This window comes from Streptomyces sp. NPDC053513 (assembly GCF_044544765.1).
Taxonomy (GTDB): Bacteria; Actinomycetota; Actinomycetes; order Streptomycetales; family Streptomycetaceae; genus Streptomyces; species Streptomyces litmocidini.
On sequence record NZ_JBITXP010000008.1, the window covers coordinates 154,554 to 168,326 of the forward strand.

General features: G+C 75.6%; 8 protein-coding genes. All 8 read right to left on the reverse strand.

Annotated elements, in window-relative coordinates; translation table 11 throughout:
• Nucleotides 1-2 precede the first annotated feature (2 nt).
• Nucleotides 3-1,295, reverse strand: a complete 1,293-nt coding sequence (locus tag ACIGW4_RS16320; protein WP_359589658.1) for an MFS transporter — start codon at nt 1,293-1,295, stop codon at nt 3-5.
• A 138-nt stretch (nt 1,296-1,433) separates the two neighbouring features.
• Nucleotides 1,434-1,844, reverse strand: coding sequence for a hypothetical protein (locus ACIGW4_RS16325; RefSeq protein ID WP_123458286.1), 411 nt, complete (start codon nt 1,842-1,844; stop codon nt 1,434-1,436).
• Complete coding sequence (locus tag ACIGW4_RS16330; protein WP_399581053.1) at nt 1,841-3,202, reverse strand: glutamate synthase-related protein; 1,362 nt, start codon at nt 3,200-3,202, stop codon at nt 1,841-1,843. The genes ACIGW4_RS16325 and ACIGW4_RS16330 overlap by 4 nt, the downstream gene beginning before the upstream one ends.
• Nucleotides 3,199-4,203: an asparagine synthetase A gene (locus ACIGW4_RS16335; RefSeq protein WP_398709769.1), complete on the reverse strand. Its 1,005-nt coding sequence runs from the start codon at nt 4,201-4,203 to the stop codon at nt 3,199-3,201. Before ACIGW4_RS16335 ends, ACIGW4_RS16330 begins: the two co-directional genes overlap by 4 nt.
• 128 nt (nt 4,204-4,331) lie before the next feature.
• Nucleotides 4,332-5,651 (reverse strand): methylaspartate mutase, encoded by a 1,320-nt coding sequence (locus tag ACIGW4_RS16340; protein WP_398709770.1) that lies wholly within the window; start codon nt 5,649-5,651, stop codon nt 4,332-4,334.
• Nucleotides 5,648-6,058, reverse strand: a complete 411-nt coding sequence (locus tag ACIGW4_RS16345; protein WP_123458289.1) for a cobalamin B12-binding domain-containing protein — start codon at nt 6,056-6,058, stop codon at nt 5,648-5,650. The genes ACIGW4_RS16340 and ACIGW4_RS16345 overlap by 4 nt, the downstream gene beginning before the upstream one ends.
• A gap of 164 nt (nt 6,059-6,222) precedes the next feature.
• On the reverse strand, nt 6,223-6,438 hold the full coding sequence (locus ACIGW4_RS16350) for an MbtH family protein (RefSeq protein ID WP_123458290.1): 216 nt from the start codon (nt 6,436-6,438) through the stop codon (nt 6,223-6,225).
• Nucleotides 6,435-13,673: an amino acid adenylation domain-containing protein gene (locus ACIGW4_RS16355; RefSeq protein WP_399581058.1), complete on the reverse strand. Its 7,239-nt coding sequence runs from the start codon at nt 13,671-13,673 to the stop codon at nt 6,435-6,437. The genes ACIGW4_RS16350 and ACIGW4_RS16355 overlap by 4 nt, the downstream gene beginning before the upstream one ends.
• Nucleotides 13,674-13,773 lie beyond the last annotated feature (100 nt).

A 13,773-nucleotide genomic window follows, 5' to 3' on the forward strand; every position in this document is an offset into this window, starting at 1 on the left:
CCTCACACGGAAGTGGCGGTGGGCTCCGGTGCGGTACGGGCACGGACGTCGGCGCGCGGCGTGGCGGGGGCCGTCCCGCCGCGCAGGGCGACGGCCGCGGCGACCGGGGAGAGGAGGGCGAGGCCCGCGCACAGCAGCCAGGTCCCGGTCACCCCGAGGGAGAGCGAGACGGGGCTGAACACGGCCAGGGACAGGGGTGCCGCGCCGATGCCGGAGAGCGCGAAGGTGGACATCGCGGCGCCCATCCGGCCCTCGGGCACGGCCTGTTGGTAGGCGGTGACCAGGGCCGGGCCGTTGAGTCCGGAGAGCAGGCCGACGGCTCCGGCCGTGCCGGCCAGGACGAGGGGCGAGGGGACGAGGGCCATGGCGGCCATCCCGGCCGCGAGGCCGACTCCGGTCACCACGAGCTTGGTGTGCGCCGGGATGCGGTGGGCGAGCGCCGCGCCCAGGGCGGCGGACGCCAGCGCGCCGGCGCCGAAGACGGACAGGACCATGGCGACGGCGCCGACTCCCCAGCCCTCGTCGGCGGCCCGCAGGGGCAGGGCGACCTCGGCCGGCCACAGGAAGGCCAGGTCCATGCAGAAGCAGGCGACGAACATCCAGCGCAGTCGCGGGTGCGCGGCGAGGAGGCGGAAGCCGTCGCCGGAGCGGCGCAGCAGGGAGGGCCCCTGGGGGGCAGGCTCGGGGCGGGACATGCCGTGGGTGACGTGGGCGGCACAGGCCAGCCAGACGACGCAGCCGGCGGCGGCGGCCGTCATGGCCACGGGCAGGCCCCCGACGACGACCAGCCAGGCGCCGAGGGGCGAGCCGGCGATGGGGGCGAGCCTCAGCACCATGGAGAAGAGGGAGTTGGCGCGGCCGAGCTGGTCCTGCGGGGCGAGGCGGGGCAGCAGGACCCCGGAGGCGGGGCCCGTGAGGCCGAGCAGGACGCCGTCGACGAGGGCGACGGCGATCAGCGGCCACAGGCTCTCGGTGGTGGCGGTCACCGCGACGCCGACGGCGAGGACGAGGACCCGGACGCCGGTCGCGCGGAGCAGGACGGCGCGGGGTCCGAGCGCGTCGGCGAGCGCTCCGCCGAAGAGGAGCAGCAGGGCGCGCGGCAGGGTGGCGGAGAGGGTGACGTACGTGACGGCTTCGCGGCCGCCGAGCTGGACCGCCGTCCAGCTCATGGCGATCAGGAGGGCGAAGCTGCCCGCCTGGACGGCGGCCTGGCCGATGACGAGACTGCTGACGCGACGCCAGTCGACGGCGGGCTCTCGGCCTGCCGGTGCGCTGGTCGTGGGGGTCGTTCCCATGGGGTCGGCTTTCTGTGGTCGAGGGACGGGGGCCGGGAGGTGGGGCGGGGGTGCGGGGGCGACGGCCCCGGCAAAGGGGCGGGTGGACAAAGGGGTTGGACGGCGGGGACGGCGGCGTGGGGCGAAACGCCCGCCCCTTCAGGAGGACGGGCGGACGTGGACCCGGACGCCGGCGGCGTCGCCCCGGAGGCAGGCGGCGACGGCGAGCGCCACGGCGCGGTCCGCGGCCCGGCGCACGGCGCGCCGCCGCGTGCCGGGGGCCGTGGGCCGGCACGTGCCGCGGGCGGCCGGCCGGGGCGTACGCAGCTCGACCCGGCCCCCGAGGTAGGCGCGGCCCGCCTCGGCGAGGGCCCGCTGCGCGGTGTGCAGGGCCGCGCCGGCCAGTCCGGTGCCGTCGGCGGTGTCCCCGGCCGTCCCCCACGGGGGCTCGTCGGCGGCTCCGGGGGCGGTGCCGTCGTGCGACACCGTCACGGTGATGCCGGGGGCCTCCCGGACGGAGAAGCGGGCATGGACGGTACGGTCTCCGCCGCGCCGCCGGTGCCTGGTCACGGTGTCGCTCCCGTCGGGTCGGCGGCGACCGGACGCGCCGGGTCGACGGCAAACGGGCGCGCCGGGGCGGCGGCAAGGTCGGCTTGGGTCGGGACGGTGGGGCCGGTGGCGTGGTCGGGGGTGCCGTCGGGCCACCACAGGTCCTCGGGACCCAGGGCGGCGACGGTGTACTTGCCCAGGGCGCTGATGAGCAGCCGCAGTTCGAGGGCCATGCTGTCGGCGAGGCGCTCCAGGCCGTGCTCGGGGTCCTCGTCGACGGCCACGAGGGCCGCGCGGCCGAGGCCGACGGCGGTGGCCCCCAGGGCGAGGGCGCGGACGGCGCGGCCGCCTTCCCACATGCCGCCGGTGGCGAGCAGGCAGCCGGCGGGGCGGCCGATGCGGCGCAGGCATTCGGCGAGGGGCAGGCCGACGTGGTCGAGGAAGACGCCGGGGGCCCAGCCGGTGCCGCCTTCGGCGCCGTCGACGGTGACGGCGTCCGCTCCGGCGGACCAGGCGGTGCGGGCGGCGTGGGCGATGTCGCGGCCCGGGTGGAACTTCACCCAGGTGCGGGCCTTGGGGAAGTTGTTCCGCATGAAGCGCAGCTGCTGGCGGAGGATCTCGTCGGTGAACGTGCCGGGAGTGGCGCAGCGCAGCCGTCGCTCGCCGTCGGGGTCGAGGACGTCGCTGACGGTGAAGCGGCGGGCGAGCAGCTCGGCCTCGGCGCGGTCGACGACGGTCATGCCGCCGAGGCCGGGTTTGGCGCCCTGACCGGTCTTCAGCTCGAAGGCGAGCCGGCCGGTCTCCAGGAGGGGCCGGAAGGCGGGGTCGCTGTAGAGGAGGTTCCAGACCTCGGAGTCGGCGTCCTCGGTGGACTGCTGGACGACGACGCCGCCGACGCCCTCGGGTGCGGCGTCGAGGTAGGCCTCGACGCGGGCGAGGAGGGCCGAGCGGGTGGCGTCGCCGGCGCGGCGGTAGCCGTGCACGGGGATCATGTTCTCGCCGATGACCATGGGGATGCCGAGGCGGGCGGCCTGCCGGCTCGCGTGGACGGCGAGGTCGCCGCTGCCGGCGCGGGTGGAGCCGAAGGCGGACAGGTAGAGGGGCAGCCGGGCGGTGAAGCCGCCGACGCGGGAGCCGAGGTCGACGTCGGTGAACTCCGGCTCGCGGGCGAGGTCGACGAGCTTCTCCAGGCGCTGCGGCATGAAGACGGGCGGGACGATGCGCGCCCGGTCGAGGCCGTCGGCGGCGGCGGCCGCCGGGCCCGGTCCGTACAGCCGTGTGCCGTACGTGGCGGGGTCGGGGAAGACCTCGGCGGTGCCGTTGCGGGCGCGGGCGCGGATCTCCCGCTCGGGGAAGCCGGGGGCGCCGAGGGCGGTCACGGGGCCACCACCCCGGGGAGCTTCGGGTAGGCGCTGACCTGCCACAGGGCGTCGAGGCCGGTGAGGAAGCGGACCAGGCGCTGCAGGCCCATGCCGAATCCGGCGCTGGCCGGGATGCCGTCGCGGGCCTCCTTGAGGTACCAGGCGTACTTGGCGGGGTTCTCCCCGCTCTCGCGCATGCGGGTGACGATGGTGGCGTAGTCGGCCTCGCGCTCGCTGCCGGACACGAGCTCGCCGTATCCGTGGGGGACGATCAGGTCGAAGTTGCGCAGGACGCCGGGGCGGTCGGGGTCCTCGCGGTCGTAGAAGCCGCGGGAGCCCTTGGGGTAGTCGTTGACGAAGAAGGGGCGGTCGCTCTCCAGGGAGAGGAGCCGTTCGCCGGCCCAGTCGATCTCGCCATCGGGGTTCTGCGGGTGGCCGGCGGCGAGGAGGCGGGAGACGGCGTCGTCGTGGGTGCGGACGTCGTACTTGCCCGCGCGGATGTCGGCGAAGTCCCCTTCGATGCGGCCGAGTTCGCCGAGGATCTCGGGGACGGCGGTCCACACGTGCTCGGTGACGTGGGTGAGCAGGCCGGCGGCGATCTCCTGGGCGTCCTCGCGGGTCCCGTCGGCGATCTCCACGTCGATCTGGTGGAACTCGACGAGGTGACGGCCGGTGCCGGCGGTCTCCTCGGGCTCGACGCGCACGTTGGGGGCGACGTAGAAGAGCCGGGGGAAGCCGCGCAGGGACGCCTGCTTGTAGAGGATGGCGCTGGTCATCAGCTTGTACGGGTGGCCGTAGTAGTCGACGTCGAGGGCCTTGGCGCCCCGGCCGCCGGGGTCGGTGACGGGTCCGACGAGCGGGGGCAGCAGCTCGGTGAAGCCCTCGCCGCGCAGGAACGCGCGGGCGGCGTGGAGGGCCTCCTGCTGGACGAGCATGGCGGCGCGCAGCCGGGGCGAGCGGAGGTGCTCGCCCAGCGGGGGCGGGGTCGCCGGTGCGCCGGCGGAGAGGGACTGGTCCATGACGGTTCTCCTGTCAGGCTGGTGACGGGGGGTCGGGCGGTGAGCGAGGGGGCCTGCGGGCGGGCAGAGGATCGGCGGGGGCCGACGGACGGTCGGACGGGACGGTGAGCGGGGTGGCCGGCGGTCGGTCAGACGGTCAGCGGGGTGGCCTGCGGGCGGTCGCGGTCGTCGCCGCCGTCGCGGTGCCGGGGGCTGTCGTAGCGGTCGGCGACGTGGTGGAGGGCGGCGAGCAGACCGGCCGAGGTGAGCGGGGCCGCGTCGGCGGCCGTGTCCGGTCGGATCGGCATGGCACCGGTCCGGGCCCAGCGGAGCCGTCCCCGGGGGTCGACGAACCCCACGGACCGGCCGGCGTTGTCGGGGTGGAGGCAGAAGGGCACGTCGAGCAGACCCCGTTCGAAGGCGGCCGGCAGGGCCCGGGACAGGTCGGGGTGGAGGCCGAGGACGGTCTCGATCAGGGCGCGGGCCTCCTGGTACACCTCGCCGTCCCCTTCGGCCGTGGGACCGGGGGCCGGGGGTCCGGCGAGCGCGGCGGCCGCGGCGGCGGTCTCCAGGGCGCGGACGTTCTCCTCTACGGTCGGGATGCGGTGGGCCTCCGCGGTGGTCTTGACGATGAGGCGGCCGGCGCCGGAGCGGACGGCGAGCCGGGCGGAGGCCTCCAGGAGGCGGGTGGCGCCCTGCGCGGTGCGGGGGTAGACGCCCATGTAGGTGTAGAGGACGACGTGGCGGTCGACGTCGTCGGGGAGGAACTCGGCGGCGAGCCGGTGCAGGGCGCGCAGGGCCTCCTCGTCCTGCGCCGGGTCGGTCTGCTGGGCGTAGCTGAGGGAGACGCTGCGCAGCCCGTACCGGGCGAAGAACAGGCATTCCAGGACGCTGACGGCCACCAGCAGGCCCGGCGGGCAGAGCTGGCCGAGGAGGCAGCCGCCGAAGCTCTCCAGGTGGGGCACGGCGCCGGGCCGCGCCGTGGCGGCGAGGAGTTCGCAGGCGCGGGCCCAGGCGGTGACGGACTCCCGCAGGGGGGTGCGGCCGTAGGGCAGGCAGTAGGAGACGGGGCCGCCCTCGGTGGCGTCGAGGCCGGCGGCGGTGAGCGCCCGGACGATGGCCAGGGGGCGGGCGGAGCCGTGCCGGACCTGTACGGGGAAGTCGGCGTCGAACAGCCCGTCGAGGACGGTCCGGGTGGTGGCCGGGGAGTGCGCGGCGATCGGGTAGCCGTTGAGGCGGCTTCCGTCGGCCACGGCGGCGCGGGCGGCGGCGAGGTCGCCGACGCGGGTGTAGCTGTCGACGGTGAGGGTGCCCGCGGTGCGGGCGGTGGCGGCCCTGGTCCGGGCGAGTCCGGCCCGCATGCGGGCGGGGTCGCCGAAGCCCATGCGGGGCTGGACGACGAGCCGGCCGGCGGTCATGGACGCCGTGACGAAGCCGCCGAAGCCGGGGAGGGGGGCGGGGGCGGTCAAGCCGGCACCTCCCTGGGGGCGCGGACGGCGAGGAACTCGCGCAGGGCGTCCAGGTCCTCGCCCAGCACGGCGTCGCAGCCGGCCTCGGTGAGCCGCGCCACGTCGGCTTCCTGGCGGTGCCCGGCGACGCCGAGCTTTCCTCCGAGCACCACGGGAAGGCCGGTGAGGGCGGGTACCTCGCGCAGCCGGCGGACGGCGGCGAGTCCGTCGCGGTAGCCGTGCCCGTTGACGCTGCTGAGCACCACCGCGTCGGGCGCGTGCCGCAGACAGCCGGCGACCAGCAGCTCGGCGGGGACGCAGGGACCGAGCCCGACGACCTCGTGGCCCTGTTCCTCGAGGAAGAGACGGAGGTACACGAGATTCCATGTGTGGGAATCCGATGCGGTTCCGCTCAGGAGTATCTTCATGGGTCGAGGATAGATTTCCGGGGATTCCGGAAGGGGAAGTACGACCGGCAGCAAGGACCGGCAATTTCTCTCGGCAATTCCCTTGCCTTTCCCTGTCGGCGGGAACGGGAAAAGCGCCGTGCCCCGCATCGGCTGCGGGGCACGGCGCTTCGGCCGGGGGTGGGTCAGGCGTACTGGGCGACGAGGCTGCGGGGGCGGATGTCGGTCCAGTTGGCGGTGATGTACTCCAGGGCCTCGGCGCGGCCACCGGCACCCCAGACGCTGGTCCAGCCCGCCGGGACGTCCGCGAAGGCGGGCCACAGGGAGTGCTGTCCCTCGTCGTTCACGACGACGTGGAAGGTGCCCTCGGCGTTGTCGAACGGGTTGACGGACTCGCTCATGACTGACTCCTCGTTTCTTCCTTCTGGAGTGCGGAGAGTTTCTCCGCGACTATTCTTCCGATTCTTTCGAGAGGTTCCGGTTCGGCCATCCGGAGGTGGCCGCATTCGACGGTGTGATTGTCGATGACGCCTTCGGTGAAGGGAATCCAGGTGGCGGCGAGGGCGCCTTCGCGCTCCCCCGGCCGGCGGGCGGTGAAGAACAGCGTGTCGGCGTCGGCGACGCCCGGCACGTGGCGTGCCATGAGGGCGGCGTGCGTCTCGGAGGCGCGGAGCACCGCCCGGAGTTCCGCGTCGGAGAAGCCGGCGAGGACGGGGTCCTCGCGGCGGATCTCCTCCATCGCGGCGACGGGGTCCCCGGCGCCCGTCGGCGCCGTCCGCTCCTCGGGCGGGAGCACGGAGACGCTTCCGGGCCCGGTCTGGTGGACGTCCATCAGCGCGAGCAGTTCGACCCGCTCGCCGGCCTCGCGGAGCCGTACGGCCATGGCGTGGGCGACGAGGCCGCCGTACGACCAGCCGAGCAGCCGGTACGGGCCCCAGGGCTGGATCCGCCGGATCTGCTCCAGGTAGTCGTCGGCCATCGCCTCGACGCTGTGCGGCCGGTGGTCGGGCTCGCTCAGCGCGCGGGCCTGCAGGGCGTACAGCGGCTGGTCGTCGCCGAGGTGGCGGGCGAGTCCGGCGTAGGCCCAGCCGACGCCGGTGCCGGGGTGGACGCAGAACAGCGGGCGGCGGGTGCCGCGGGTGCTGAGCGGGAGCAGGACGCCCAGGGCGGCGGCCGTGCCGTCGCCGTCGTCCTCCGGCAGGCCGAGGAGTCCGGCGGGGGTGGGCAGGCGGAACAGGTCGCGGACGGTGCGCTCGATGCCGAGGACGCCGCGGATCCGGTTGACCAGGCGGACGCCGAGCAGCGAGTGGCCGCCCAGGGCGAAGAAGTTGTCGTCGATGCCGACCCGGGGGACGTCGAGGATCTCGGCGAACAGCGCGCACAGCACCTCCTCGCGGGCGTTGCGGGGCTGCCGGCCACCCTCGGCGGCGGCGGGCCGGTGCGGTGCGGGGAGGGCCGCGCGGTCGGGTTTGCCGTTGACGGTCAGCGGCAGGGCGTCGAGGACGACGACGGCGGACGGCACGAGGTGCTCGGGGAGCACGGCGCGCGCCGCGGCGAGCAGTTCGGCCTCGGTGACTGACGTGTCCAACGTGCCCGACGTGCCCGACGTGTCCGACGCGACCGACAGGTCCGACGTGCCCGATGGGCCCGACGCGCCCGACGGATCCGACGGGACCGCGCGGGGGACGACATAGCCGACGAGGCTCTTCTCGCCGGGCCGGTCCTCGCGGACCACGACGAGGGCCTGACCGACCGAGGGGTGCGCGGCGAGGGCCCGTTCGACCTCTCCGGGTTCGATCCGCACGCCGCGCAGCTTGGTCTGGCCGTCGGCCCTGCCGAGGAAGCGGAGTTCGCCCTGGGGGGTCCACAGCACGCGGTCGCCCGTGCGGTACATCCGGCTGCCGTCGCCCTCGAACGGGTCGGGGACGAACCGTTCGGCGGTCAGTCCGGCCCGGCCGACGTAGCCGCGGGCCACGTGCGAGCCGGCGATGTACAGCTCGCCGGGGACGCCCGGCGGGACGGGGCGCAGGGCGTCGTCGAGGACGTGGCTGCGGGTGTTGTCCATCGGCCGTCCGAGGTGGAGCCCTGCGCCCCGCAGGGTGCGTTCGCCGGTGCCGAACCACTGGTTGTGGGAGGCGAAGGTGGTCTCGGTGGGGCCGTAGGAGTGGACGAGGACGGTGTCCGGGCAGTGGGCGAGGACCCGTTGGACGGCGGCCGGGCCGGCGACGTCGCCGCCGGTCCACACCTCGCGCAGCAGCCGGAGGGTGTCCAGGCCCTCGTCGGCCATGACGTGGAAGAGGCCGACGGTGAAGTAGGCGGCGGTGACGCCGTGTTCGCGGACGGCGCGGGCGGTCTCGGCCAGGTCGGTGCCGTCGCCGCGGGTGAGGACGAGACTGCCGCCGTTCAGGAGCGGCACCCAGATCTCGAAGACGGAGGCGTCGAATCCGGTCGCCGAGTGGACGAGCATCCGGGGCGCTCCCCCGGCGCGGACGTCGCGGTCCCCGGCGAGCTCCACGACGTTGCGGTGGGTGACGCCGACGCCCTTCGGCCGGCCCGTCGACCCGGACGTGAACATCACGTACATCAGGTCGTCCCCGGTGGCGCGGGAGTCCTCGCCGAGGGGCTCCCCGGCGGCGTCGGGCGCGTCCACCACCAGCACCGCCGGGACGGTTTCCAGAACTCCCGCGGCGCCCTCGGCGTGGTCCCGGTCGGTCGCCACCGCGCGTGCCCCGGCGTCCTCCAGCATCAGCCGGATCCTGGCCCCGGGGAGGCGCGGGTCCAGCGGGAGGTAGGCGGCGCCGCACTTGAGGACCGCGAGGGCCGTCACCACCAGGGACACGCCCCGCTCCAGGAGGACGCCGACGGTGTCGCCGCGGCGCACGCCTGCGGTCCGGAGGCGACCGGCCAGCGCGTCGGCGCGGGCGTCGAGCGCTCCGTAGCCGACGGTCTCCTCGTCGGTGATCAGGGCGGGCGCGTCGGGGGTGCGCGCGGCCCGGCGGCCGATCAGCCCGTGGACCGTCTCCGGCGCGCCGGGGGCCGCGGTGGCGGTGTCGTTGTACTCGTCGACCAGCCGGAACCGGTCGGCGGCGGTGAACAGGTCGACGTCCCCGATCCGTACGCCGGGATCGGCCGCGGCGGCCTTCAGGGTCCGCTCCAGGTGGGCGGCGAGCAGCGCGGCGGTGGGGGCGTCGAACAGGTCCGTGGCGTACTCCAGGCCGCCGGCCAGTCCGGCGGGCCGGCCTTCCGCGTCCCGCCGCTCGTCGAGGGCGAAGGTCAGGTCGAACTTGGTGGAGACGGTGTCGAGGAGCGCCGGCCCGCCCTCCTGGAAGAGGCCCTTCGCGGCGGCCGCGCCGGGGACGTCGCTCGTGTAGTCGTGGTGGAGCTGGACGACGATCTGGGCCAGCGGCTGGTGGGCGGTGGTGCGGACCGGGTTGAGGTGCTCGACGACCCGGTCGAAGGGGAGCTCCTGGTGTCCGTAGGCGGCGAGGTCGGTCCGCCGGACCCGGTCGAGGAGTTCGGCGAAGGTGGGGTCGCCGGAGGTGTCGGTGCGCAGCACCAGGGTGTTGACGAAGAAGCCGACCAGGTCGCCGAGCGTCTCGTCGTCGCGTCCGGCGGTCATGGTGGCGAGCGGCAGGTCGGTGCCCGCGCCGTGCCGGGTGAGGACGGCGGCCAGGGCGGCCTGGAGGACCATGAAGAGGGTGGCGCCGCCGCGCCGGGCGAGGGCTTCGAGTGCCCGGTGGGTGGCGGCGTCGACGGTGACGGGGGCGCGTCCGCCGCGGTGGGTGGCCTCGGCGGGCCGGGGGCGTGCGGAGGGGAGTTCGAGCACGGCGGGGGCCCCGGCGAGGGTCTTCTCCCAGAAGTCGAGGTGGGCCTCGGCGGCCGGTCCGTCGAGGAGGTCGTGCTGCCAGAGGGCGTAGTCGGCGTACTGGACGGGCAGGGGCCGCCAGGTGGGGTCCTCGCCCTCGGCGCGGGCACGGTAGGCGGTGGTGAGGTCGGCGAGCAGGGGGCCGGTGGACCAGCCGTCGGCGGCGATGTGGTGGACGAGCAGGACCAGGACCTGTCCGCCGCCGTCGTCGGGGGTGACGAGGGTGGCGCGCAGGGGTGTCTCCTCGGCGAGGTCGAAGACGTGTCCGGCGGCTTCGGCGACGGCGTCCGGGAGCCGGTCGGCGGGGACGGACCGGACGTCCAGAGGGGGCCTGACGCCGGTCAGGATCTCCTGGTGGGGTTCGCCGTCGACGCTGCGGTAGCGGGTGCGGAGCACCTCGTGGCGGTCGGAGAGGTCGGTGAGGGCCTCGGCGAGCGCGCGGGCGTCGAGGGGCTGTGCCGGCCGGAGGACGAGGGGGATGTTGTAGGAGGCGCTGGGGCCTTCGAGGGTGTCGATGAACCACAGCCTGCGCTGGGCGTACGAGAGGGGGACGCGTTCCGGCCGGTCCGTGCGCGGGACGGGGCGGGGGCGCGAGGGCCCGGGCGCGCCGTCCGTCCCGGGGGTGGTGGACCGGGCGGCGATGCGGCGGGCGAGGGCGTCGGGGGTGGGGGCGAGGAGCAGGTCGCGGACCTGGACGTCGGCGCCGAGGCGGGCGCGGATCCGGTTGGCGAGGCGCACCCCGCTCATGGAGTGGCCGCCGATGGTGAAGAAGCCCTCGTGGGGCCCGACCCGGTCGAGGCCGAGGACCTCGGCGAAGAGTTCCCGCAGGGTGTCGGTGTGCGGCGCGGGGGGCTCCGTGCCGGTGGGCGCCGTCGCCTTCTCGGTGGCCTCGGCGGCGAGCGCGGCGGTGCGGGCACGCCGTTCGTCCAGGGCGCGCCGGGCGGCGGGGTCGACGAGGCCGGTGTCCCGGACCGGGGCCCCGGGGTGCTCGGCGGCGGTGCGCAGGGCGCGCTCCAGGGCGGCGAGCAGGATGCGGACGGTGTCCTCGTCGAACACGTCCCGCGCGTACTCGAGACCGAACCGCAGTCCGGCGGGGGCGCCGTCGGCGCCGCGGAGCTCCTCGAAGGCGGCCGTGAGGTCGAACTTGGTGGTGGCGGGTCCCTCGCCGGCGAAGCGGCCCTCGACGGCGCCGAGGCGGAAGGGTCCGGCGTCGGGGCCCGTGGTCCGCAGGGTGAGCATCACCTGGAAGAGGGGGTGGACGCCGGGGGTGCGGGGCGGGTCGACGTGCTCCACGAGGAGGTCGAAGGGCAGCCGCTGGTGGGCGAAGGCGGCGAGGTCGGCGTCGCGGACCCGGTGCAGGAGGTCGGTGAAGGCGGGGGCGCCGGTGGTGTCGGTGGGCAGCACCAGGGTGTTGACGAAGAAGCCGACCAGGTCGTCGAGGGCCTCGTCGTCGCGTCCGGCGACGGGGGTGCCGAGGGCGGTGCGCTCCCCGGCGCCGGCGGCGCGCAGGGCGAGGGCGAGCGCGGACTGCAGCACCATGAGGAGGCTGGCGTCGTGCTCCTCGGCGAGGCCGACGAGCCGGGCGTGGACGTCCGGTTCGAGGGTGGCGGTGACCAGGCCGCCGTCGTGGGCGCGGACGACGGGCCGGGGCCGGTCGAGGGGCAGGTCGGTCGCGGCGGGCAGGCCGTCCAGGGCCGCGCGCCAGTGGGCGAGGCCCCGGGCCGTGACGGAGTCGGGGTCGTCGGCGTCGCCGAGGAGGTCGTTCTGCCAGAACGTGTAGTCGGCGTACTGGACGGGCAGCGGCTCCCGGTCGGGGGCGCGGCCCTCGGCGCGGGCGGCGTAGGCGTGGGCGAGGTCGGTCATCAGCGGTTCGAGGGACCAGCCGTCGCCGGCGACGTGGTGGAGCAGGACGGCCAGGGTGGCGCCGGAACCGCCGTACGGCAGGAACAGGGCGACGCGCAGGGGCAGTTCGCGGCAGAGGTCGAAGGTCTCGGCCGTGAACCGGGCGACCCGCTCGGGGAGTTCGTCCGCAGGACACTCGACGGTGCGCAGCCGGACGGCGGTGGGGGCGAGGACGTGCTGGTACGGCTCGTCCTCGGGGGCGAGGAAGACGGTGCGCAGCACCTCGTGCCGTTCGACGACGTCGGCCACGGCGGCGGCGAGCGCGGCCCGGTCGGGGGCGGTCTCCAGGTGGAGGACGATCGGCATGTTGTACGCGGCGGAGGGCCCGTCGAGCTGGCCGACCAGCCACAGCCGGCGCTGGGCGTGCGAGAGCGGGACCCGGTCCTCGACGGGGAGGGGTTCCTCGTCGACGACGGGCAGGCGCGGGTCGGCGGTGCGCAGGGCCTTGCGGTTGATCTTGCCCGAGCTGGTGCGGGGCAGGGCGACGACGATCGAGACGGCGGGCACGGCGGCGGCGGGCATGCGCGCGCGCACCCAGTCGCGCAGCTCCTCCGCGTCCGTACCGCCCTCGGTCACCACGAACGCGACGAGGCGCTTGACCCCGTCGCCGTCCTGCTGGGCGACGACGGCGGCCTCCCGGACCTTCGGGTGGCCTGCGAGGACGGAGTCGACGGCGGCGGGGTCGATGCGCTGGCCGCCGATCTTCACCTCGTCGTCGAGGCGGCCGTGGTAGAGGATCTGCCGGTCCTCGCCGATGGTGACGAGGTCGCCGGTGCGGTAGGCGCGCTCGCCGTCGAGCACGGTGAAGCGGCGGGCGTTCAGTTCGGGCCGGTGGAGGTAGCCGCGGGTCAGGCCGCCGCCGAGCAGCCACAGTTCGCCGTCGACGACGGCGGCGCGGACACCGGGCAGCGGCCGGCCGATGGGGACGGGCCCGGCGTCGTGCCGGCTGAGGTCGGCGACGGTGGCCACGACGGTGGTCTCGGTGGGCCCGTAACCGTTGAGGAGGCGGATCCGGTCCCCGACCAGGGCGCGCCACTGGGCGACCCGCTCGGGCAGGGCGGCCTCGCCGTAGATCATGACGGTGCGCAGGCGGTCGGGGAGGCGGACGGAGCCGGTGGTGAGGACGTAGACGAGCTCGTGCCAGTAGGCGGCGGGCAGGTCGAGGTAGGTGACGCCGTGCCGGGCGCAGCCCGCGAGGAGTTCGGCCACGTCCAGCATGTCGTCGGTGCGCAGCACGAGGGTGCCGCCGGCGCCGAGGGTCGTGAAGATCTCCTGGATGCTGGCGTCGAAGTGGAGCGGGCTGAACTGGAGGACCGCGTCGTCGGGGCCGATGCCGTACGCGGGGGTCGCGCCCGCGATGAAGTGGGCCAGCGAGTCGTGGGCGACGACCACGCCGTTGGGGGTGCCGGTGGAGCCGGAGGTGTAGATGACGTAGGCCGCGCCCTCCTCGGCGCCGGGGCCGCCGAGGACGAGTTCGCCGTGCCGGGCGACCTCCGCGGGGGTCGGTGCCAGGTCGCCGCAGGCGTCCTTGAGGATCGCCTCGTTGCGGGCGTCGGGGGCCTGGACGTCCAGCGGCAGGTAGGCGGCGCCGGTGGTGAGGACGGCGAGGAGCCCGACGATCGCGTCGATGCCGCGGGGCCGGTGGAGGGCGACGAGCCGGCCCGGTCCCGCGCCCCGCGCGGTGAGCTCCCGGGCCCGGTCCGCCACGGCGGCGGCGAGCTCGGCGTAGGTCAGACGGGCGTCGGCGTGGACCAGGGCGGTGGCGCCGGGGCGGGTACGCGTCTGGTGGGCGATCAGGTCGAGCACGGGCGGGGCGGGGGCGGGAGAGGGTCCGCCGTCGAGCAGGTCTTCCGTTCTGCTGGGGGGCATGCTGAGTTCCTCCGGTAAAGGGCCGAGAGACCGGGGCGAACGGTTCCTCTCGCCTCCGTGCCCTTCACGCTAGGCGCGTGGCGGCTCCTCCCCGGGCAGT

What these genes read in the sequence shown, in the direction of transcription:
- ACIGW4_RS16335 (WP_398709769.1), bottom strand. Translation starts at nt 4,203, where the DNA reads ATGGACCAGTCCCTCTCCGCCGGCGCACCGGCGACCCCGCCCCCGCTG.
- ACIGW4_RS16345 (WP_123458289.1), bottom strand. Translation starts at nt 6,058, where the DNA reads ATGAAGATACTCCTGAGCGGAACCGCATCGGATTCCCACACATGGAAT.
- ACIGW4_RS16350 (WP_123458290.1), bottom strand. Translation starts at nt 6,438, where the DNA reads ATGAGCGAGTCCGTCAACCCGTTCGACAACGCCGAGGGCACCTTCCAC.
- ACIGW4_RS16320 (WP_359589658.1), bottom strand. Translation starts at nt 1,295, where the DNA reads ATGGGAACGACCCCCACGACCAGCGCACCGGCAGGCCGAGAGCCCGCC.
- ACIGW4_RS16355 (WP_399581058.1), bottom strand. Translation starts at nt 13,673, where the DNA reads ATGCCCCCCAGCAGAACGGAAGACCTGCTCGACGGCGGACCCTCTCCC.